This window comes from Aquitalea sp. ASV11 (assembly GCF_016429185.1).
Classification (GTDB): Bacteria; Pseudomonadota; Gammaproteobacteria; order Burkholderiales; family Chromobacteriaceae; genus Aquitalea; species Aquitalea pelogenes.
Window position 1 is genome coordinate 21623 of record NZ_JAELUD010000010.1, and the last position, 20153, is coordinate 41775.

Here is a 20153-nt window from a genome sequence, read left to right on the forward strand (position 1 = left end):
TTCCGTTTCTGCCTTATGCCGGCACGGCAGAGGCAAAGGCATCCAGCACCGGCTGGATGCGGTCGTATTTGAGCTTGAGCGCGGCCTGGTTCACCACCATGCGCGAGCTGATGTCGATGATGTGTTCCACCGCCACCAGATTGTTGGCGCGCAGCGTACCGCCAGTGGATACCAGATCGACGATGGCATCGGCCAGCCCTACCAGCGGCGCCAGTTCCATCGAGCCGTACAGCTTGATGATGTCCACATGCACGCCCTTGGCGGCAAAGTGTTCGCGGGCAATTTTCGGGTATTTGGTGGCCACTTTCAGGCGTGCGCCCTGGCGCACGGCATTCTGGTAGTCAAAGCCGTTTTCCACCGCCACCATCATCTTGCACTTGGCAATGTTCAGGTCCAGCGGCTGATACAGGCCGTCGCCGCCGTGTTCGATCAGCACGTCGCGACCGGCAATGCCCAGATCGGCTGCGCCGTACTGGACATAGGTGGGGACGTCCGACGCTCTTACAATCACCAGCCGCACATCAGCATGATTGGTGCCGATGATGAGCTTGCGCGAGGATTCCGGATCTTCCGCCGGAACAATGCCGGCAGCGGCCAGCAAGGGCAGGGTTTCTTCAAAGATGCGCCCCTTGGACAGGGCAATGGTCAGGGTCATGATGATAAACAGACAATGGAAATGAAAAATGGGATGACCATCAGCCAACCAGCGCGCGGCGTTCGCGTTCCAGATGGCCGACATAACGCTGCACCAGCGTTTCCGACGACGGGGTCATTTTCAGGAAAGCACAGCCGACACGCACTGCGTCGTTGCCGTTACGCAAACGGGTGGTCAGGTGGTGTCGCACTTCGATGCCAGCCCGCAGGCTGCCAATCGGCCTAAGTTCAAAACTGCAATCCAGATATTGCTGTCCCAGCTCGAAACCCGGCGTTTGCGCAGTGGGCAACCACAGGCTGCAACCACCCAGGCTGATGTCGAACAGCACCAGGTCGAGTGGGCGGTTGGGATAATCGGCAATATGGCAGCTGACCGGATTGCTCACCGGGGTCTGGATGCGGAAAAATTCGCGGCGCTGCAATTTGATGACCTGCTCCGGCAGGTCCACCTCGAAGGCCGGGCCGCTATCGAGCATCACCTTGCGGGCCGCCGTGGTGACAAATTGGGTTTTTACCCCTTCGGGCGAGCAGACAAACACATTGCGCTCGCTGGCCAGCAGCTGATCGTTGGTGACCGGGTCCGCTCCCCAGTCCAGCAGCAGTACGCCACGCTTGGCGTCTACCTCCAGAAAGCGGGTGAGGATGAAGGTTTTGCCCTTGTTGGAAAACACCGTGACCATATGACCCGACTTGGCAATGGACGCCAGATGGTGGACCACCTCAACCGGCGTGGCCAGTGTGTACCTGGACAGATCGGGTTGGGCGTGGTCGCCATGCGGCATGCCGGCGGTATTGTCTTGGCTCACGATGGATGCTTCTTTCCGCAATTTAAAGTTGAATCATTGGCTGAATTCTAGCGTAACAGCTGACGAATATCATGGGTCAGGCTGTCTGCCGGGGTTCCGTAGGCCTCATAAACACGCAATTTGCCGCTCTTGTCGAACAGATAGGAGCCGGCGCTGTGATCCACGGTATAAGAGCCATCGGCTCCGGCAACCTTTTGTGCCACCACCTTGTAAGCCGACTTGACGGCGTCGATCTGCGCCGGCGTGCCGCTCAGGCCGACAAAACGCGGATCAAAGTGCGGCACATAGCCCGCCAGCACCGCACCGGTATCGCGCTCCGGATCAACCGTGACAAACAGCACCTGCACCTTGTCGGCATCTGCGCCCAGCTTCTTCATCACCGTTGCGTATTCCAGCATGGTGGTGGGGCAGACATCGGGGCAATGGGTATAGCCAAAGAACAAGGCAACCACCTTGCCGGCATAGTCGGACAGCTTGCGCGGCTTGCCTTGATGATCGGTCAGACTGAAGTCGCCGCCCAGCTGGGTGCCACTCATGTCGGTACCCTTGAGGTCCAGCTTCACTTCCGCCTTGGGAGCGCAGGCAGCCATGGCCAGCAGCAGGCTGGCAAACATGAAAAATCGCAACAGAAAACGCATCAGGTAACCACTAGCAGACAGATGGAATTGAGCCGGCAGGGCGGCAGGCCCGGCCATGTAACAGCCTGTCAGGATACTGGCGAAGCACCGGTACAGCAAGAAACTCGCCGCAGCAATGCCACGGCTGGCGACTGCTGCATGCCAGCGCCATTCAGTGGGGATGCGGACCAATGCCCTTCCCCAGCCAGGCAGATGGCCGACGGCCTGCCTGTTGCACCATGGCAGACACGTGCCGCGCGGCGCGGGCGTGCAGGCGGCACAGCAGGGTCCACGCAGTAGCCAGCAGCAACATCGCCAACACATGGTGGGCCAGCGCAATGGGCAGCGGGCGCTGCAGCAGGACATTGGCCATGCCCAGCAATAGTTGCAAACCCACCAGCAAACCGAGCAGGCACAGCTGACGACGCAAGGACGGGTAAGACCACAAGCGCCATAGCGTCAGCAGCAGCAGGCCAGACAACAACACAGCGCCCACACGATGCAACCAGTGCACCGCCACCAGCGCAGCCAGGGGCAGCGCCGCACCGTCCGGACCCGCACCCTGCCAGCCCGGCCAGGCTGCCGACAACTGCATGGCGGGCCACCAGTCACCGTTGCAGCGTGGAAACCCCTGGCAGGCCAGCGCGGCCTGATTGGCCGCCATCCAGCCGCCGAGGGCTATCTGCCCGACCAGCACCAGCAGCAGCAAGGCCGCCAGCCGCCAGTGAGACGGTGCCACCGCCTGTGACGGCCAGTAACGCGCGCTGGCCGTGCTGCACAGCAAGGCAAACAGGCACATGCCCAGCAACAGATGGCTGGCGACAATCAGCGGGCGCAATTGCAGGGTCACGGTCAACATGCCCAGCATGGCCTGCAACAGCAGCAAGACCAACAGTCCGCTGGCCGCAAACAGCTGCTGACGGGTGCGCCAGGCCTGCCAGCAATACACCAGCAGCAACAGGCCCAGCCCACCGGCCAGATAGCGATGCGCCATTTCCTTCCACGCCTTGTCCGTGCTCACCGGGCCGTCCGCCTGCAAGCGCATGGCACGGGCAATGTCCTGCGCCGCCTGTGCCGGGGAGAGCTGGCCGAAGCAGCCGGGCCAGTCCGGGCAGCCCAGCCCCGCCTGCGACAAGCGGACATAAGCACCCAGCGGCAACAGGATGCAGGCCAGCACCAACGCCAGCCAGAGCAGCTTTCGCATTGCAGTCTCCTTATTGTCCTGCCGTCGGCAAGATGCTGCCGGGCCAGGCTCACCCCAGTCCGTTATTCACCCGCAACAGCATGGTCAGCTCGCGGATGATGGCGGGCGGGCTGAGCGTGTCGGCATAAAACAGCAGTTGCCGTCCTTGCGGGTCGATCAGGTAAAAGCCGGGGCCATACGCGTTGGCAACTTCGCCGGGCAGTGCCAGCAGGCCATCACCCTGTGCCGGACTGGCCGGCGGCTGATACAACACAACCCGGCGCAAGCGCGGTGCCGCCTCGCCCAGTGCCAGATGAATCTGCCGCATGGCGTGCAAACGCTGCTGGCAAGCCTGTTCACAAGCACCGGCACCCTGCTGCGTCACCAGTACCCACCTTCCCTGTGGCCAGGCTGCATATCGCGCGCTTGCAAAAGCTTGCAAGGGCAGCAAGCGGCCATAGCTTTTGCCTGCCTCAGGCTGCCACCAGTGATAACTGAACCATGCGGCCAGCGGGGGCAGCAGGCATAACAGCAGCATCAGCACCAAGATGCGACGCGCTGTCATGTCCCACTCCGCCGCCAGCGCCATAGCAGGCAAAGCCCCAGCAACAGCCACTGCACGGCATAGGCGAAATGGCGCTGGGCAGATAGCAGTGGCAGTAACGGCCATGGCTGCAGGCCGGACAAGGGCGGCTGGGCGATGAAGACACCAGCATGCCAGTGGCCCGGATAGCGACGTGTCAGTGCCGCCATGTCTACCGCATCGACTTCGCCTGCCGTACCCAGCCGGGCGCCCGGCAAGGTCCAGCGCCCATGCCAGGGCCACCACTGGCCGGGCAACTGCGCCGGCAAGGCCAGATCCGGCAAGGGGCTGTTAGCTGCACGCCAGCCAAGATCGGCCAGAATCAGGCTGCCATCGGCCAGCCGCAGTGGCTGCAGCACACGCTGGCCCGGCATGCCCTCCAAGAGACTGTTGGCCAACAGAATGGGCAGCCCGGCGGCACGGATGCCCTGCAACTGGTAGCGCGCCAGATCTGCCGTTCCGGTCGACGGCAGGATGCGGGCCGGCGGCGCTGCCTGCCGTGTGGCCAGTGCCTGTTCCAGCGCCAATTTGTCCATGCCGCGCTGCCATTGCCACAGCGCCAGTACAAAAGGTAACAACACGCATAACAACAGAAACCCACGACCGCGATTTTTGCCACTAGACTGAATACATGTATTCGCTGTCCGGGCAGTACCGGGGGATTCCGCCATGAAAATCATCATCGTGTTCTTGCTGGCTTGTATCGTGCTGGCTCTGTTCTGGGGGCTGTCCGGCCTGCTGAAGGCGGAATCGGGGTCGCAACGGCTCATCCGCTCGCTGACTTTACGGGTTGGCCTGTCCATCGGCCTGTTCATGCTCTTGCTGCTGGGCGCGCTGTTCGGCTGGTGGCGGCCGCAGCAGGCGGGTTGAGTCCGGCTCATAGGCAATACACCAGCACAAACAGCAACAGCCACACCACATCGACAAAATGCCAGTACCAGGCCGCCGCCTCGAAGGCGAAATGGTGCTGGCGGTCAAAGTGCCCACGACGTACCCGCCGCCACACCACCAGCAAGATCAGGCTACCCAGCAGCACATGCAGGCCATGCAGGCCGGTCAGCAGATAGAAGGTCATGCCGTAGGCCCCGGCCGACAAGGTAAGCCGCCAGGCCGTCCAGGCGTGGTGGTATTCAAAGGCCTGCAACAACAGGAACAAGCCACCCAGGCTGAAAGTACAAAGCAAACCGGCTTGTAGCTGCCGCCGCCGCCCTTGCAGCAGGCCCCAGTGCGCCCAGGTCAGCGTGGCACCCGATGTCAGCAGAATCAGCGTATTGAATGCGGGCAAGCCCCAGGCCTCCATCGCCCGGTAAGCTTGCGTGGCCTGCGGTGCGGTCTGCAAGGGCCAACTGGGGGAAAAATCCGGATACAGCCATTTGTAATCCAGGCCGCCCAGCGTGGGCAGCGCCACCAGCCGCAGCCAGAACAGCACGCCAAAACACGCGGCAAACAGCATGACTTCGGAAAAAATGAACCAGCCCATGCCCCAGCGAAACGACAGGTCCTCCTGCTGCCGGTAACAGCCTTGCTGGTTTTCGCCTATCACGTCACCAAACCAGCCGACCAGCATCCGTAACAGGCATAGCGCGCCGAGCAGTAACAGCCCGCCACTCCACGCCACGGCATTGACGGCCAGCGCAGCACCCAGCCCGAGACAAAACAATGCCAGCGCACCCAGCGCCGGCCAGCGAGACGGTGCCGGCACAAAATACGGCCCGGCCAGCGGTTGTTCCGGATGCTCCATTGCCCTCTCCTCAAGCACCTATCCAGCGTGCCAGCGCCAGCAGCAAGCCAATCAGCATCAGCACCAGCAACAGCGCGGTGATGATCAGCTGCCACGGTCGCAACTGGCTGTCCTCCTGCACCGCCTGGCGCGGGCGGATACCGCAAAAGGCCGCCAGCACGGCCCATACGCTGCGCCAGCCACTCATGGCGCACGCCCCTGCCCCGGTACATCAAAAACACTGTAGGCCAGCGTGATGCTGTCGATGCCGGCGGGCAGTTGGCGGTCGATCAGCAACACCACCGGGAAACGCCTTACCTCGCCCGGCCGGAAGGCTTGCTGGCGAAAACAGAAGCACTCCAGCTTCTTCACGTAAGCGGCCGCTTCGGCCGGCAGATAACGCGGAATGGCCTGCCCCACCACGCTTTGCCCGCTGTTATTGCGCATTTCGTACTGCAACTGGACGAGCTGGCCGGTTTGCACTTGCAGCCGGGATTGCACCGGCCGAACCTGCCAGGGCAGGCCGGGCTGCACCATGGCGTCCAGCTGCAGGGTCACCGGGCGGGCTGGCGGCTGGCTGGTGGTGACATCCGGCAAGGCATCGGCAGCCACCACACGGTTCAGGCCGCTCACCTCGCACAGCACCCGGTACAAGGGCACCAGCAACCAGGCAAAGCCGAACATCAGCAGCACCGCCAGCAGCAGCTTGCGCAGCAATGCCGCATTGGCTATCCGCACCCTGTCCATGCCCGACTCCCGCTAGCCCTGCCCACCTTCACGCATGCTCAGCACCACGCCGTTTTCAGCGGTTTCCAGCTGCGGCGGCGGGTTGAAGCTGTGGTAAGGCGCGGGCGTGGGTATTTGCCACTCCAGGGTGTTGGCCCCTTCCCATGGCTGCTGCGGCGCGGTTTTTCCATGGCGCAGCGAGTACAGGATGTTCACCAGGAAAATCAGCTGGCCCAGGCCAAACATGAAGGCGCCAATACTGGCAATGCGGTTGAAATCGGTAAATTGCAGCGCGTAATCCGGAATGCGGCGCGGCATGCCGGCCAGACCGAGAAAGTGCATGGGAAAGAAGGTGACGTTAAACCACAGCAAGGACCACCAGAAATGCAGCTGGCCCAGCCTTTCCACATACATGCGCCCGGTCATCTTGGGAAACCAGTAATACACGGCGGAAAACAGGCTGAACAAGGCACCGGCCACCAGCACGTAGTGAAAATGCGCCACCACGTAATAGCTGCCATGCAGTTGCACGTCCACCGCCGCCACGCTCAGCGTTACCCCGGATAGGCCGCCGATGGTGAACAACAGGATGAAGCCGATGGCAAACAGCATCGGCGTTTCAAAACTCATGCTGCCTTGCCACATGGTGGCAATCCAGTTGAACACCTTCACCCCGGTGGGCACGGCAATCAGCATGGTGGCGTACATGAAAAACAGCTGCGCCGTGGCGGGCATGCCGGTGACAAACATATGGTGCGCCCACACCATGAAGGACAGCACGCCGATGGAGCTGGTGGCGTACACCATGGAGCTGTAGCCGAACAAGGGCTTGCGGGCGAAGGTGGGTATCACCTGGCTGACAATACCAAAGGCCGGCAAGGCCATGATGTAGACCTCGGGATGGCCGAAAAACCAGAACACATGCTGGTACAGGACAGGGTCGCCCCCGCCGGCAGCATTAAAGAAGTGGCTGCCGAAGTGACGGTCGGTCAGCACCATGGTGACGGCACCGGCCAGCACCGGCATCACCGCGATGATGAGGTAGGCGGTAATCAGGCTGGCCCAGGCAAACATCGGCATATTCATCATGCGCATGCCCGGCGCACGCAGATTGATGATGGTGACCACGATGTTGATGGCCCCCATGATGGAACTGATGCCCAGGATGTGAATGGCAAAAATGGTGAGATCCATGCCCATGCCCAGCTGTACCGACAGCGGCGCATAGAGCGTCCAGCCCGCCGCCGCCGCGCCGCCTGGCACGATGAAGGACAGCAGTAGCAGGGTCATGGCCGGTGGCAGCAGCCAGAAGCTCCAGTTGTTCATGCGGGCAAAGGCCATGTCCGGTGCGCCTATCATCAAGGGCAGCATCCAGTTGGCCAGGCCGGTGAAGGCCGGCATGATGGCGCCGAACACCATGATCAGCCCGTGCAGGGTAGTCAGCTGGTTGAACAGCTCCGGCTGGAAGAATTGCAGACCGGGACTGAACAGCTCGGCACGGATGCACAGCGCCAGCACCCCTCCCACCAGAAACATGCAGAAGGCAAACCACAGGTACATGGAGCCGATGTCCTTGTGATTGGTGGCAAACAGCCAGCGCGCCAGCCCTTGCGGCTTGTGTGCCGGTACCATGCCATGCGCCGTATTGCCTGCCAGATCCATGACCGCCTCCTAACCGCTACTGCCGCGCAGCGCGTGGATTTCCGCAGGCTGTATCACCTGCCCGCTATGATTGCCCCAGGCATTGCGCTCGTAAGTAATGACGGCAGCGATATCGGTATCCGACAACTGCTTGCCCCAGGCCTGCATGGCCGGATTGCGCTGGCTACCAAAAAACACGATGTGCAGATGCGCGGCCTTGTCGCCATTAACCACCGGCGAGCCGTCCAGCGCCGGGAAATTACCGGGAATGCCCTTGCCGCTGGCCTGATGACAGGGCAGGCAGTTCTGGCCGTACACCGTTTCGCCCCGCTGGCGCAGCGCCGCCAGCGTCCATACCCTGGCCGGGTCATCCGCCGCAGCCGCCGCCTGTTTCAGTCTGGCATCGCGCCAGCGTGCATAGTCCTCCGGGCTGCGCGCATCCACCACGATGGGCATAAAGCCGTGGTCTTTGCCGCACAGCTCGGAACACTGCCCGCGATAAATGCCGGGCTTGTCCACCATGAACCAGGCATCGCGCAGAAAACCGGGAATTGCATCCTGCTTCACCCCCAGCTGCGGCACCCACCAGGAATGGATGACATCGTTGGCTGTCAGCAGCAGCCTGACCTTGCGCCCGGTGGGTAGCACCAATGGCTCGTCCACCTCCAGCAGATAATGTTGCGGCCGCGTGGCACCTGCCGCCGTGGCAGCGCGCGGGGTGGACAAATGGCTGACAAAACCGAAATTGTCATCCAGATAGTCGTAACGCCATTTCCACTGATAGCCGGTGATGCGGATGGTCATGTCCTCGCCATGCGTGCTTTTCTGGCTGAGCACGGCACGGGTGGCCGGCCAGGCAATGGCCAGCAGGATCAGCAATGGAATCACTGTCCAGATGATTTCCACCGTGGTGTTTTCTTGAAAGGTTCTGGCGCGGTAAGCGCGCGATTTGCGGTGTCGGACGATGGCAAACAGCATCACGCCCGACACCAGCAGGAAGATAAGCCCGGTCACCCACAGCAGCATGCTGTGCAGGTCGTATTCCAGTCTGGCCAGAGAAGTGGCGGGGGCCTGCAGATTGAAAGCCGCAGTTTCCCCTTGCACGGCGGTGCTGTGGAGGGCAAACCATATGGCGCTGATGCCGCAGAGGCGAAGGCAGGACATGCGTCCCCCTTTTCCGGCCGCAGGATGACTGGCGGCCTGTTCAAACACTGACAACAAAATTCAACAGCTGTTTGCAATGCTAGGTCAGATGAAAATAAAAACAAGAATCTTTCATGTCGCACTGCGGCAGTGATGTAAATTCAAAATGCATGAACTTGTAATTGGGTTACGATGGCAAATAATGATGATTAGTCCGCATCATTTACTGCTAAAACCTGTCAGCCCACATCGCAGACATCCATCATGCCCAATGCCAGTCGTGATCAGTTCAGCGCCAACCCGCATTTTCTTGCCTCCCTGTCCGGCTTGATGGCCCGTCAGCCGATTGTGGTGGAACACACCCTGGCGGCGCAGGACGGCAGCATCCTGCTGCGCAGCGGCATGACCTTGCAGGAAAAACATGTTCAAGCCCTGCCGCAACACCAGCTGCGCACACCACTGGAAGCCAGCCTGGCCTTGCCGCAGTTCGCTGGTCACCGCGTATTGCATGAGCGCTTTCGCCAGCTACTGGAACAACACTGGCTGTTACAGACACTGCTGGAAAAACCGGCACATCGTCATGCCTGCCTTGTCGTACTGGAAGACTTGCCGCTCAATCACGCGCTGCTGGTGCTGTTGGCCATGCTGGAAGAAAAACAGCAACTGGGGCACAGCCTGTTGTGCTGCCTGATCAGCCTGGGACTGGCAATGCGTACAGGCCAACCCAGCGCATTGCTGGAGCAGATTGCACTGGCTGCGCTGTTTCATGACATCGGGGAGCTTTATCAGACACCACGCCAGAGCAAAACCGCCGATGATAGCGAATGGCGGGTGCGCCTGACGCATCCTTTGATCGGCTATCGCCAGATGTTGCAGCTGGGCCAGCATGCGCAGCTGGAAGCCATCGCCCTGGCCATCTTGCAACATCACGAGCGGCTGGATGGCAGTGGCTACCCGCGCCGGGAGAAGGAAAAACAATTGGGTGTGGCCGGCCAGATCATTGCCGTGGCGGACATGGCCACCCAGATGCTGCTGCATCAAACCCATGCCCACCAGCGGCTGGATATCGCGCTACGCATCATTCCGGGGGAGTTTCATCGCCCGTCGGTGTCCTTGCTCAGCCGTCTGCTACGGCAACAGCAGGCCACGCCGGTGGGGAACAAAGCAGGCAATGCCACGGCCGTGCTGCATGACTTGCTCAAGCACATCGGGGAAATCACGCATTTGCTGCTGAATTTGCAGGAAGAAAAACTGGGCAGCAGCGGTGCCGCGGTACTGCAGCGCTGCCTGAGCCAGTTTGATGGCATTCAGCGCTCGCTGTTCAGCACCGGCATGCAAGGCGGCCACCCACTGGCGCAGGAAGACGACCTGCAACTGGAAATCATGCTGGTCTGCCAGGAAGTTGCCTGGCGACTTCGCAATCTGGGACGGGATGTCAGCCTGTCACAGGACAGACTGGGGCCGGATGACAGCATGCTGTTCCAGGATTTGAGCAGCACGCTGCTGGCCAGCCCGCTCAGCCATTGACCGGCGCACCTTCATAGGGAAGTTCCAGCAGCAGCGGTGCGCTGATGGCTGCCTTGAGGGTAGCCAGATTGTCGGCATAGGCCAGTTGTTGCGGCACCACCCGGTTGGCCACCCAGCCGGCCAGCGTCAGGCCGGAAGCCTCAATCGCCCTTACCGTGAGCAAGGCATGGTTGATGCAGCCCAGCCGCATGCCCACCACCAGAATCACCGGCAGTTGCAGCGCCCGTGCCATGTCTTCCATGTACACGCCATCGGCCAATGGGGCCAGCCAGCCACCGGCGGCCTCCACCAGCACGGTGTCCGCCTGACCCGCCAGTTGCCGGTAGTGGCTGACAATACGCTTCAGTGAAATTTCCACCCCGGCTTCGCGCGCGGCGATATGCGGTGATACCGGTGGCAAAAAGCGGTAGGGGTTCATCAGGTCCAGATCCTGCTGTCCGGTTGCCGCCACCAGCCGGGTGACATCGTCATTCTGCCAGCTGCCGTCGGGCAGAATCTCGCAACCGGAAGCCACCGGCTTCATCGCCACCACCCGCTGGCCCTGCGCCTGCCAATGGCGGATCAGCGCGACAGCGGAATGGGTCTTGCCGATTTCGGTATCGGTGCCGGTAATGAAAAATCCCTGAGACATGATGTGCGCGCCTTGCATGAATGAAGCAGGCGCGATGATAACGCGGGACAGCCGGGAGAGTAAGACGGGTGTCAGCCCGCCAGCGCGACAACGCCGACCTCCTGGGTCGGCTGTCTGCCGCACTGGCCTTGTGAGCCGGGGCTGAATGGGAAGCGGCCTTGTGAGCCTGTGGTTTCAATCAAAGGGTGAACTGAAACCTGTTGCCGGATGGCTGCCACCGGGCGGGTCCGGCCTGACGGGAACGGGATGGGGAAAATCCGTCAGACCAGTCCCGGGCTGTGGCAGTTAGCCCGGCTGAAAACAAAATCAAATTCTTAAACGTCGCCTTGTGCCTTCACACGCTCCTGACGGTTGCTCAGCTTGTTCAGTGCGGACAGGTAAGCCTTGGCACTGGCCACAATCACGTCGGTATCAGCACCCTGGCCGTTCACCACTCGGCCATCCTTGGCCAGACGCACGGTGACTTCGCCCTGCGATTCGGTGCCCTTGGTGATGGCGTTTACCGAGTACAGTTCCAGTTCGGCCGCGCTGTTGACCGTGCTTTCGATGGCCTTGAAGGCGGCATCCACCGGGCCGGAGCCGCTGGATTCACAGCGTTTTTCCACGCCGTGTTCGACAAACACGATGGCAGCTTGCGGGGCCTCACCGGTTTCGGTGTTGATCTTCAGCGACACGAACTTGTAGTCCTCCTGCAGGGTGGACACCATTTCGTCCGACACCAGCGCGTGCAGGTCTTCGTCGAAAATTTCGCGTTTGCGGTCGGCAAGGTCCTTGAAGCGGGCGAAAGCGGCGTTCAGTGCTTCTTCGCTGTCCAGCACGATGCCAAGATCGGTCAGCTTGGTCTTGAAGGCATTGCGACCGGACAATTTGCCCAGCGTCAGGCGGTTGGCACTCCAGCCCACGCTTTCGGCGGACATGATTTCGTAGGTTTCGCGATGCTTGAGCACGCCATCCTGATGGATGCCGGACTCATGGGCAAAGGCGTTGGCACCGACAATGGCCTTGTTCGGTTGCACCGGATAGCCGGTGACGGTGGACACCAGCTTGGACGCCGGCACGATCTGGGTGGCATCGACACGGGTTTCCACGGCAAAGATATCCTTGCGGGTACGCACTGCCATGACGATTTCTTCCAGCGCGGCATTACCGGCACGTTCGCCCAGGCCGTTGATGGTGCATTCCACCTGACGGGCACCGCCCAGAACTGCCGCCAGGCTGTTGGCCACCGCCATGCCCAGGTCGTTGTGGCAATGGGCAGACCAGATCACCTTGTCGCCACCCGGCGTCTTGCTGATCAGCTCGCGGAAGAAGGCCTCGGTGGCACGCGGCACGGCGTAGCCCACGGTATCCGGCACGTTCAGCGTGGTAGCACCGGCCTTGATCACTTCGCCAAAGATACGGGCGAGGAAGTCGATGTCCGAACGCAAGGCGTCTTCGGCGGAGAATTCGACATCGTCGGTATATTCACGGGCAATCTGCACGGCTTTCACCGCAGCGGCCACCACTTCATCCGGGCTCATGCGCAGCTTCTTTTCCATATGGATGGGGCTGGTGGCGATGAAAGTGTGGATGCGACCACGCGCAGCAGGCTTGATGGCCTCACCGGCGGCACGCACATCGCGCTCATTGGCGCGGGCCAGGCTACAGACGGTGGAATCCTTGATCACCTCGGCAATGGCGCGGATGGCTTCAGCATCACCCGGGCTGGCAGCGGCAAAGCCGGCCTCGATCACATCGACACCCAGACGTTCCAGCTGACGGGCAATGCGGATCTTTTCTTCCTTGGTCATGGAAGCGCCCGGCGATTGCTCGCCATCACGCAAGGTGGTATCAAAAATGTAAAGACGGTCGCCCATGTCGAATGCTCTCCCTTGTCCCTGTGCTGCTGTCCCGGCTGCGTTCAGGTAATCGTTGAAATCGAATCTCTTGCCCTGGCTGGCGGCTAGTTGTGCCAGTTTGTTCAACTGTGACAGCGGCAGGCTGCCACGTTCTCTCCATTTGTAGATTGCTGCACGGCTGACCGGCTCATCGGGAAACAGCTGACTCAGGCCTTCAGCCACCGCACCGGGGCCGCCCAGGTCTTCGATCAGTCGTTCAATGTCCAATTGCATGTTGTGCTCCTGCAGCAAAGTTTTAACCAATGTATCGATTGGACAATATTTCGTCAAACACGCAGTGCAACATGGGCTGGAAAATCAAAAATCCTGTGTCAAATATGCAAATATTGGACATTAAGTCCAATATTTCATAAAAACTGACTGCCACAGACACCAAAAGCCGTCAGTGTCCGGATTGATCCATCAGAACAATTCAGACAAAAATTGGACAACTCTGTCCAATGCCTTCATCACACCGGGCAATAAAAAACCCCGTTGCGCCAGGCGCCAACGGGGTGATCTGTACAGCCGACAGCAGCTTCAAAGCATCACGGGCTTCGGCTTGCACCAGCGCCAGGCCGCCATCACATAGCCGGACAGCGCATAGCAGACAAAGAAGCCGAACAGCACCAGCGGCGGCTCGGACATCAGCAGCAGCAAAGCCACCACCAGCGCCAACAGCATCACAAACGGTACGCGACGGCGCAGGTGGATTTCCTTGAAGCTCCAGAACTTCACATTGGTCACCATGGTAATGCCGGAAAAGGCGGTAAAGCCCAGCAGAACCCACTTCAAACCCGGCAAGCCGGTATAGTCATAGGCATGGCAGATCCACACCAGGCCAGCCACCAGCGCCGCTGCAGCCGGGCTGGGCAGGCCGGTAAACCAGCGTTTGTCAGTACTGCCTATCATGGTGTTGAAACGGGCCAGCCGCAGTGCTGCGCCGGCACAATGGATGAAAGCCACCATCCAGCCCAGCTTGCCCATGTCCTTGAGCAGCCATTCATAGGCCACCAGTGCCGGTGCCACACCAAAGCTCACCATGTCCGACAGGCTGTCGAACTCGGCACCAAAAGCACTCTGACTATGCGTCAGCCGGGCAACGCGGCCGTCCATCCCGTCCAGGATCATGGCGACAAAAATGGCGACGGCGGCAATCTGGAAGTTCTGGTTCATCGCCTGCACGATGGCGTAGAAACCGGCAAACAGCGCGGCCAGGGTAAAGGAGTTGGGCAGCAGGTAAATACCCTGACGGCGCAGGGATGGCTTGCCCGGAACGGGGTCATGCATCATGAAGTTATCCGTAAGCGAAACAGTCGATACGGCGCTGAACCGGCAAGAATACAAGCCGATGATCAATGCGTCGACGATCTGGATAAATCGGGCGCCGAGGCGCAGAACCGTCTAGTTTAATCCAAGCCGCTGCCAGCAGCAAAACCGGGCCAGAACTCATATCCGGCAGGGCCGTGACAATGAAAAAAGCCGGGTTGCCCCGGCTTTGCACACTGACCGACTTCGAAATCAGTTCTTGGACTGGTCGACCAGTTTGTTCTTGGAAATCCAGGGCATCATGGCGCGCAGTTCGGCACCAACCTTCTCGATCGGGTGATCGGCGGTCAGGCGACGACGGGCAGTCATGCTCGGATAGTTGGTCTTGCCTTCCAGGATGAACATCTTGGCGTATTCGCCGGACTGGATGCGATACAGGGCCTTTTTCATGGCTTCCTTGGTGGCGGAGGTCACCACTTCCGGGCCGGTCACGTACTCGCCATACTCCGCGTTATTGGAGATGGAGTAGTTCATGTTGGCGATGCCGCCTTCGTACATCAGGTCGACGATCAGCTTCAGTTCGTGCAGGCATTCGAAGTAAGCCATTTCCGGAGCGTAACCGGCTTCGGTCAGGGTTTCAAAACCGGCTTTCACCAGTTCTACCGCGCCGCCACACAGTACAGCCTGTTCGCCGAACAGGTCGGTTTCGGTTTCTTCGCGGAAGTTGGTTTCGATCACGCCACCCTTGGTGCCGCCGTTGGCAGCAGCATAGGACAGGGCCACGTCACGGGCCTTGCCGGACTTGTCCTGGTACACAGCGATCAGGGTCGGCACGCCGCCACCCTTCACGTATTCGGAACGCACGGTGTGGCCCGGGCCTTTCGGGGCTACCATGATCACGTCCAGGTCTTCACGCGGAACGATCTGGTTGTAATGCACGTTGAAGCCGTGGGCGAATGCCAGGGCAGCGCCCTTCTTGATGTTCGGGGCGATTTCGTTGCGGTATACGTCCGGCTGCGATTCGTCCGGCAGCAGAATCATCACGACATCAGCCTTCTTCACTGCTTCGGCCACTTCCTTGACCTTGTGACCAGCGGCTTCGGCCTTTTTCCAGGACGCACCGTCCTTGCGCAGACCAACAATCACATCAACGCCAGACTCTTTCAGGTTCTGGGCGTGGGCATGGCCTTGCGAGCCGTAACCGATGATGGCTACTTTTTTACCCTTGATGATGGAAAGATCAGCGTCCTTGTCGTAATACACTTTCATTTGCTTCGTCCCTTGTTATCCGGGCGGCCACCTGCTGTGGCCCGCCGCCAGATGTATAGATATATCAGATTTTCAGAACCCGTTCACCACGGCCAATGCCGGATGCGCCAGTACGGACCGTTTCCAGGATCACTGCGCGGTCAATGGCCTCGATAAAGGCCCCCAGCTTGTCGCTCGTACCAGTCAGCTCGATGGTGTATGTCTTTTCCGTAACATCGATGATGCGACCGCGGAAAATATCCGCCATGCGCTTCATTTCTTCCCGGTCCTTGCCGGTAGCGCGCACCTTGATCAGCATCATCTCGCGTTCGATGTGCTCGGATTCATTGAGGTCTATCACCTTGACCACCTCGATCAGCTTGTTGAGCTGCTTGGTGATCTGCTCGATGACTTCGTCAGAACCATGCGTGACGATCGTCATCCGTGACAGTGTCGCGTCCTCGGTTGTCGACACCGTCAGAGAGTCAATGTTGTAAGCCCGGGCCGAAAACAGGCCCACCACGCGGGACAGTGCGCCCGCTTCGTTTTCCAGCAAGATCGAAAGAATATGTCTCATACCGTCCGCCTCAGCACATATTGCCGTAGTCACGGTTGTTCTCGAAAGGAAGCTGCTGGACATCGCGCATGTGCGGCGGCAAGTCCATCTGGTCCAGGCCCTTGCCGTTCTGGATCATCGGGAACACGTTCTCGGACTGATCAGTACGGAAGTCGAGGAATACCAGGCGCTCCTTCAACGCAGGGCCAAACGCCTCGCGCAAAACCGGTTCCACATCGGACGGGTTTTCAATCTTGAAGCCAACGTGGCCATAAGCCTCGGCTACCTTCACGAAGTCCGGCAACGCGTCCATGTAGGACTCGGAGTACCGGGTTCCGTAGAAGAATTCCTGCCACTGGCGCACCATGCCCAGGTAGCGGTTGTTCAGCGCCACCACCTTGACCGGGGTATGGTATTGCTTGCAGGTGGACAGCTCCTGGATGTTCATCTGGATGGAGCCTTCGCCGGTGATACAGGCGACGGTTGCATCCGGATTGGCCAGTTGCGCGCCCATGGCTGCCGGCAAACCGAAGCCCATGGTACCCAAGCCGCCGGAATTGAGCCACTGCTTTGGATTGTCGAACTTGTAATACTGCGCTGCCCACATCTGATGCTGTCCCACATCAGAGGCGATGATGGCCTTGCCGCCGGTGATCTCGTACAGCTTTTCCACCACGTATTGCGGCTTGATCAGCTCGGTGGACGGGGTGTACAGCAGACAGTTGTGGCCACGCCATTCTTCGATCTGCTTCCACCAGCCAGCCAGATGGCCTGCATCCGGCTTCTGACCGGACTGACGCAGGATGTCCAGCATTTCACGCAGCACGTGCTTGACGTCGCCCACGATGGGTACGTCCACCTTCACGCGCTTGGAAATGGAAGACGGGTCCACATCGATGTGGATGATCTTCTTCGGCTGCGACAGGAAGTGCGAGGGCACGCTGATCACGCGGTCGTCAAAGCGCGCACCGATGGCAATCAGCACGTCACAGTACTGCATCGCCATATTGGCTTCGTAAGTACCGTGCATGCCCAGCATGCCGAGGAATTGCGGATCGGAACCCGGATAGGCACCCAGGCCCATCAGGGTGTTGGTACACGGCAGGCCCAGCGATTTGACCAGCTCGGTGACTTCGGCCGCGGCATTGCCCTGTACGGCACCGCCACCGACATAAATGTACGGACGCTTGGCTTCCAGCAGAAGGTTGATGGCCTTCTTGATCTGTCCCGGATGGCCGCGTGTGGCAGGCACATAGGAACGGATGTGCACGTTTTCCGGGTAGTGGAATTCGGCACTTTGCTGGGTGACATCCTTGGGAATATCCACTACCACGGGGCCGGGACGGCCGCTCTTGGCAATGTAAAAGGCTTTCTTGATGGTGGCTGCCAGGTCGTTGATGTCCTTGACCAGGAAGTTGTGCTTCACACACGGGCGGGTAATGCCCACCATGTCTACTTCCTGGAAGGCGTCCAGACCAATGGCCGGAGTGGCCACCTGACCGGAAATCACCACCATCGGAATGGAGTCCATATAGGCCGTGGCAATGCCGGTAACGGCATTGGTGGCACCCGGACCGGAGGTCACCAGTGCAACGCCCACCTTGTCGCTGGAACGCGAGTAAGCATCAGCCGCGTGCACGGCAGCCTGCTCATGACGTACCAGAACGTGCTTGAATTTGTCCTGCCGGAAGATGGCATCATAAATTTCCAGAACTGCGCCGCCGGGGTAGCCGAACAGAAATTCGACCCCTTCTTCCTGCAGGCAACGGACCAGGATTTCCGCGCCCGATATCTGCATCTTGTGCCTCTTTGTCTTGTCTTGCAGTCAATCTTGGCAATTGACTTGTGTTTCATCCCGTTGTGATGGAAGACCTTAGCGTATCCCTCAAATAATGGTCAAGGCTTTTGTGCAGGTGCAAAAACGCGCTAAGCCACGGTAAAAACAGGGAAATCCCCGGGGTGGTCTTGCCTGCCCGGCTCTGCTACTATCTTCGGCTGGCATCAACCTGAATCCCCTTCCCACATGGCAAGCCGCAAGGAAATGGCCGACTTTCTGCTGTCGGTGGAACGCCGCGCCTACAAGCAAGCCTTTTACGCCGTTCGCAACGACGAAAATGCGCTGGATATCGTGCAGGACGCCATGATGAAGCTGGCGGACCGCTACGCCCACGCACCGGCGGCCGAATTGCCGCTGATCTTCCAGCGTATCCTGCAAAACACCATTCGCGACCATTTCCGCCGGGCCAAGGTCAGGAATTTCTTTGGCACCTTGCTGTCGTCCCTGCTGCCGGTACGTGAGGAAGACGAAACCGCCGACCCGCTGGAAACGCTCAACATCGCCGCGGATGAGGCCAGCAGCAACCCGGAGAAATGGTATGCCCGCAAGGAAGTGGCCCAGCTGATTGACGGCGCGGTGCAACTGCTGCCCACCCGTCAACGCGAGGCCTTTCTGCTGCGTTACTGGGAAGGACTGGATGTTGCCGAGACGGCCAGGGTGATGGGCTGCTCTGAAGGCAGCGTCAAAACCCATTGTTCGCGCGCCACGCATACCCTGGCCGCCATCCTGCAGCAAAAAGGAGTGGTGTTATGAAACCTTCGAACCACCCACTTGGCGGGGAAGAAAAGCTGACCCGCTCCGTCAACCGCATCCTGAATCATCCCGCACAGGACGTGGACCCCAACATCAGACACGGCCTGCAACAAGCGCGTGAACAGGCAATGGCGCGCTTTGACCAGCGCATTGCCCAGCCACCGTCGCTAGGTGAACAACTTGGCCTGTGGGTGCTGCGCCATACCCAGGCACTGCGCCGCAGCGCACTGGCGCTCGGTTTTGCCATGGTAGCCAGCACCGGCGTATGGCTGGCTGAAGGCTTGCTGATGGAAGAAGAAGCCGTTGATGCCGCCATCCTGTCGCACGAACTGCCGCTGGAAGCGTTCATGGACCCGCACTTCACAGGCAATCTCCATGACTAAGCCACGCCATGTCCTGCCACTTGTCTTGCTGGGCAGCCTGCTGGCCATGCCAGTGAGCGCCAGTCCGCTGAACAACCCGCGCTGGGACCAGCTGGATAGCGAACAACAAACCGTGATGGCACCGCTGGCCAGCGAATGGGACCGTTACGCACCGGAAAAAAAGAAAAACCTGCTGGCCATCGTGCCGGAGTACCGCAGTCTGGATGCTGCCGGTAAACTGCGGCTGCAAAGCAAGCTGAAGATCTGGTCGGACCTGACGCTGGAACAACGCCAGCAAATCCGCAACAACTGGAAAACCCTGCAAGGCCTGTCACCGGCCGAGCGGGAAAAAGCCATCCAGCGGCTGAAACAGGCCGCATCCAGACCACAAGCTTCCGGTTAACCTCCTACTCGCTTCCATTTCATGCCTTCATTGTTTCCCGACGCCAGTATTGGCCGCCGACTGTGCAGCCAGTTTTACGAGCTGCTGCTGATTGCCGCCCTGTTGCTTACCGTTTCTGCCGTGATGACCGGCCTGCAAGCCTGGCTGGGACGCTCGCTGCTGCTGGACCTGCTGGCCCAGCTGGCCCTGGCTGGCAGTCTGTTTGGTTATTTCGGCAGCAGCTGGGTCAAGTCCGGCCAGACCGTTGCCATGAAGGCGTGGCGTCTCAAGCTGGTACGCCTGGATGACAATCAACTGGTTGACTGGCGTCAGGCCGGTTTCCGTTATGTCATCGCCCTGTTGCTGTTTGTCGGCATGCCAGCCATCTCCTACCTGGCCTGGTCGCGCAATCTGGGCCATGGCCGCGAAGCCCTGCTGATTTCACTGGCCTGGTGTGCCCTGCCCTACCTGGCAGCCTTTTACGACAAGGAACGCCTGTTCCTGCACGACAGGCTGGCCCGCACCCGCCAGATCACCTTGCCCAAGGCTCCCCACCCGGGCAAAGGCAAGCAAGCGGCCTGAGTCACCGGCCTGTGGCAAGTTTGCCCACAGGCTGCTGATAGATACCCGATCAGGCT

At 60.1% G+C, this 20153-nt stretch carries 23 protein-coding genes; 6 read left to right on the forward strand and 17 right to left on the reverse strand.

Annotation, left to right across the window (positions count from 1 at the left end):
- Window positions 1-13: 13 nt before the first annotated feature.
- From hisG to JHD62_RS05415, 6 genes are all read right to left on the reverse strand, one after another.
- A complete protein-coding gene (gene hisG / locus JHD62_RS05390) occupies window positions 14-655 on the reverse strand; it encodes an ATP phosphoribosyltransferase (protein WP_045845855.1) in 642 nt (213 codons plus the stop codon).
- Window positions 656-695: 40 nt separating this feature from the next.
- Window positions 696-1460 (reverse strand): flagellar brake protein, encoded by a 765-nt coding sequence (locus JHD62_RS05395; protein ID WP_370541031.1) that lies wholly within the window; start codon window positions 1458-1460, stop codon window positions 696-698.
- 47 nt (window positions 1461-1507) lie between these two features.
- Window positions 1508-2155, reverse strand: coding sequence for an SCO family protein (locus tag JHD62_RS05400; RefSeq protein WP_233160654.1), 648 nt, complete (start codon window positions 2153-2155; stop codon window positions 1508-1510).
- Window positions 2156-2249: 94 nt separating this feature from the next.
- Window positions 2250-3281 (reverse strand): heme A synthase, encoded by a 1032-nt coding sequence (locus tag JHD62_RS05405; protein WP_233160656.1) that lies wholly within the window; start codon window positions 3279-3281, stop codon window positions 2250-2252.
- A 49-nt stretch (window positions 3282-3330) separates the two neighbouring features.
- The gene (locus tag JHD62_RS05410; protein WP_199102070.1) at window positions 3331-3825 is read right to left on the reverse strand and encodes a hypothetical protein; all 495 of its coding nucleotides are present in this window, start codon (window positions 3823-3825) and stop codon (window positions 3331-3333) included.
- On the reverse strand, window positions 3822-4424 hold the full coding sequence (locus JHD62_RS05415; protein ID WP_370541032.1) for an SURF1 family protein: 603 nt from the start codon (window positions 4422-4424) through the stop codon (window positions 3822-3824). The genes JHD62_RS05410 and JHD62_RS05415 overlap by 4 nt, the downstream gene beginning before the upstream one ends.
- Before the next feature lie 88 nt (window positions 4425-4512).
- On the opposite strand from JHD62_RS05415, the gene JHD62_RS05420 reads away from it, so the two are divergent.
- Window positions 4513-4713 (forward strand): DUF2909 domain-containing protein, encoded by a 201-nt coding sequence (locus tag JHD62_RS05420; RefSeq protein WP_045845771.1) that lies wholly within the window; start codon window positions 4513-4515, stop codon window positions 4711-4713.
- 7 nt (window positions 4714-4720) lie between these two features.
- Here the strand turns inward: JHD62_RS05420 and JHD62_RS05425 are convergent, their stop codons facing one another.
- From JHD62_RS05425 to coxB, 5 genes are read right to left on the reverse strand one after another with little or no spacing between them, the layout of a single operon-like run.
- Complete coding sequence (locus JHD62_RS05425; RefSeq protein WP_199102072.1) at window positions 4721-5584, reverse strand: cytochrome c oxidase subunit 3; 864 nt, start codon at window positions 5582-5584, stop codon at window positions 4721-4723.
- 10 nt (window positions 5585-5594) lie between these two features.
- On the reverse strand, window positions 5595-5771 hold the full coding sequence (locus JHD62_RS05430) for a DUF2970 domain-containing protein (protein ID WP_199102073.1): 177 nt from the start codon (window positions 5769-5771) through the stop codon (window positions 5595-5597).
- On the reverse strand, window positions 5768-6310 hold the full coding sequence (locus JHD62_RS05435; RefSeq protein ID WP_199102074.1) for a cytochrome c oxidase assembly protein: 543 nt from the start codon (window positions 6308-6310) through the stop codon (window positions 5768-5770). Before JHD62_RS05435 ends, JHD62_RS05430 begins: the two co-directional genes overlap by 4 nt.
- A 12-nt stretch (window positions 6311-6322) precedes the next feature.
- On the reverse strand, window positions 6323-7951 hold the full coding sequence (ctaD, locus tag JHD62_RS05440; RefSeq protein WP_199102075.1) for a cytochrome c oxidase subunit I: 1629 nt from the start codon (window positions 7949-7951) through the stop codon (window positions 6323-6325).
- A gap of 9 nt (window positions 7952-7960) precedes the next feature.
- Window positions 7961-9094, reverse strand: a complete 1134-nt coding sequence (coxB, locus tag JHD62_RS05445) for a cytochrome c oxidase subunit II (RefSeq protein ID WP_199102076.1) — start codon at window positions 9092-9094, stop codon at window positions 7961-7963.
- 243 nt (window positions 9095-9337) lie between these two features.
- On the opposite strand from coxB, the gene JHD62_RS05450 reads away from it, so the two are divergent.
- The gene (locus JHD62_RS05450; protein ID WP_199102077.1) at window positions 9338-10600 is read left to right on the forward strand and encodes an HD-GYP domain-containing protein; all 1263 of its coding nucleotides are present in this window, start codon (window positions 9338-9340) and stop codon (window positions 10598-10600) included.
- On the opposite strand, the gene bioD is transcribed toward JHD62_RS05450, so the two are convergent.
- The 6 genes from bioD to ilvB form a co-directional block, all read right to left on the reverse strand.
- A complete protein-coding gene (bioD, locus tag JHD62_RS05455) occupies window positions 10590-11231 on the reverse strand; it encodes a dethiobiotin synthase (protein ID WP_199102078.1) in 642 nt (213 codons plus the stop codon). The genes JHD62_RS05450 and bioD overlap by 11 nt on opposite strands.
- A 314-nt stretch (window positions 11232-11545) precedes the next feature.
- The gene (locus tag JHD62_RS05460; RefSeq protein ID WP_045845775.1) at window positions 11546-13342 is read right to left on the reverse strand and encodes a 2-isopropylmalate synthase; all 1797 of its coding nucleotides are present in this window, start codon (window positions 13340-13342) and stop codon (window positions 11546-11548) included.
- Window positions 13343-13648: 306 nt separating this feature from the next.
- Window positions 13649-14398 (reverse strand): CDP-diacylglycerol--serine O-phosphatidyltransferase, encoded by a 750-nt coding sequence (pssA, locus tag JHD62_RS05465; protein ID WP_370541034.1) that lies wholly within the window; start codon window positions 14396-14398, stop codon window positions 13649-13651.
- Window positions 14399-14629: 231 nt separating this feature from the next.
- Window positions 14630-15646: a ketol-acid reductoisomerase gene (gene ilvC / locus JHD62_RS05470; RefSeq protein WP_045845777.1), complete on the reverse strand. Its 1017-nt coding sequence runs from the start codon at window positions 15644-15646 to the stop codon at window positions 14630-14632.
- A gap of 64 nt (window positions 15647-15710) precedes the next feature.
- Window positions 15711-16202, reverse strand: a complete 492-nt coding sequence (ilvN, locus tag JHD62_RS05475; protein ID WP_045845778.1) for an acetolactate synthase small subunit — start codon at window positions 16200-16202, stop codon at window positions 15711-15713.
- A gap of 10 nt (window positions 16203-16212) precedes the next feature.
- Window positions 16213-17979: a biosynthetic-type acetolactate synthase large subunit gene (gene ilvB, locus JHD62_RS05480; protein ID WP_045845779.1), complete on the reverse strand. Its 1767-nt coding sequence runs from the start codon at window positions 17977-17979 to the stop codon at window positions 16213-16215.
- 225 nt (window positions 17980-18204) lie between these two features.
- Between ilvB and JHD62_RS05485 the strand changes: the two genes are divergently transcribed.
- The 4 genes from JHD62_RS05485 to JHD62_RS05500 are packed head-to-tail and all read left to right on the forward strand — an operon-like array spanning window position 18205 to window position 20097.
- Window positions 18205-18771, forward strand: a complete 567-nt coding sequence (locus JHD62_RS05485; protein ID WP_199102079.1) for an RNA polymerase sigma factor — start codon at window positions 18205-18207, stop codon at window positions 18769-18771.
- Window positions 18768-19154 carry a DUF3619 family protein gene (locus JHD62_RS05490; protein ID WP_199102080.1) on the forward strand — a complete coding sequence of 129 codons (387 nt, stop codon included), beginning with the start codon at window positions 18768-18770 and terminating at the stop codon, window positions 19152-19154. Before JHD62_RS05485 ends, JHD62_RS05490 begins: the two co-directional genes overlap by 4 nt.
- Entirely contained in the window at window positions 19147-19536 is a 390-nt protein-coding gene (locus tag JHD62_RS05495; protein ID WP_199102081.1) for a DUF3106 domain-containing protein, read from the forward strand. The genes JHD62_RS05490 and JHD62_RS05495 overlap by 8 nt, the downstream gene beginning before the upstream one ends.
- Window positions 19537-19557: 21 nt before the next feature.
- Window positions 19558-20097 (forward strand): RDD family protein, encoded by a 540-nt coding sequence (locus JHD62_RS05500; RefSeq protein WP_199102082.1) that lies wholly within the window; start codon window positions 19558-19560, stop codon window positions 20095-20097.
- Window positions 20098-20153: the final 56 nt, after the last annotated feature.

Coding starts and splice junctions, on each gene's coding strand:
- hisG (WP_045845855.1), bottom strand. CDS start 655: ATGACCCTGACCATTGCCCTGTCCAAGGGGCGCATCTTTGAAGAAACC.
- JHD62_RS05400 (WP_233160654.1), bottom strand. CDS start 2,155: ATGGCCGGGCCTGCCGCCCTGCCGGCTCAATTCCATCTGTCTGCTAGT.
- JHD62_RS05405 (WP_233160656.1), bottom strand. CDS start 3,281: ATGCGAAAGCTGCTCTGGCTGGCGTTGGTGCTGGCCTGCATCCTGTTG.
- JHD62_RS05410 (WP_199102070.1), bottom strand. CDS start 3,825: ATGACAGCGCGTCGCATCTTGGTGCTGATGCTGCTGTTATGCCTGCTG.
- JHD62_RS05420 (WP_045845771.1), top strand. CDS start 4,513: ATGAAAATCATCATCGTGTTCTTGCTGGCTTGTATCGTGCTGGCTCTG.
- JHD62_RS05425 (WP_199102072.1), bottom strand. CDS start 5,584: ATGGAGCATCCGGAACAACCGCTGGCCGGGCCGTATTTTGTGCCGGCA.
- JHD62_RS05430 (WP_199102073.1), bottom strand. CDS start 5,771: ATGAGTGGCTGGCGCAGCGTATGGGCCGTGCTGGCGGCCTTTTGCGGT.
- JHD62_RS05435 (WP_199102074.1), bottom strand. CDS start 6,310: ATGGACAGGGTGCGGATAGCCAATGCGGCATTGCTGCGCAAGCTGCTG.
- ctaD (WP_199102075.1), bottom strand. CDS start 7,951: ATGGATCTGGCAGGCAATACGGCGCATGGCATGGTACCGGCACACAAG.
- coxB (WP_199102076.1), bottom strand. CDS start 9,094: ATGTCCTGCCTTCGCCTCTGCGGCATCAGCGCCATATGGTTTGCCCTC.
- JHD62_RS05450 (WP_199102077.1), top strand. CDS start 9,338: ATGCCCAATGCCAGTCGTGATCAGTTCAGCGCCAACCCGCATTTTCTT.
- bioD (WP_199102078.1), bottom strand. CDS start 11,231: ATGTCTCAGGGATTTTTCATTACCGGCACCGATACCGAAATCGGCAAG.
- JHD62_RS05460 (WP_045845775.1), bottom strand. CDS start 13,342: ATGCAATTGGACATTGAACGACTGATCGAAGACCTGGGCGGCCCCGGT.
- pssA (WP_370541034.1), bottom strand. CDS start 14,398: ATGCATGACCCCGTTCCGGGCAAGCCATCCCTGCGCCGTCAGGGTATT.
- ilvC (WP_045845777.1), bottom strand. CDS start 15,646: ATGAAAGTGTATTACGACAAGGACGCTGATCTTTCCATCATCAAGGGT.
- ilvN (WP_045845778.1), bottom strand. CDS start 16,202: ATGAGACATATTCTTTCGATCTTGCTGGAAAACGAAGCGGGCGCACTG.
- ilvB (WP_045845779.1), bottom strand. CDS start 17,979: ATGCAGATATCGGGCGCGGAAATCCTGGTCCGTTGCCTGCAGGAAGAA.
- JHD62_RS05485 (WP_199102079.1), top strand. CDS start 18,205: ATGGCAAGCCGCAAGGAAATGGCCGACTTTCTGCTGTCGGTGGAACGC.
- JHD62_RS05490 (WP_199102080.1), top strand. CDS start 18,768: ATGAAACCTTCGAACCACCCACTTGGCGGGGAAGAAAAGCTGACCCGC.
- JHD62_RS05495 (WP_199102081.1), top strand. CDS start 19,147: ATGACTAAGCCACGCCATGTCCTGCCACTTGTCTTGCTGGGCAGCCTG.
- JHD62_RS05500 (WP_199102082.1), top strand. CDS start 19,558: ATGCCTTCATTGTTTCCCGACGCCAGTATTGGCCGCCGACTGTGCAGC.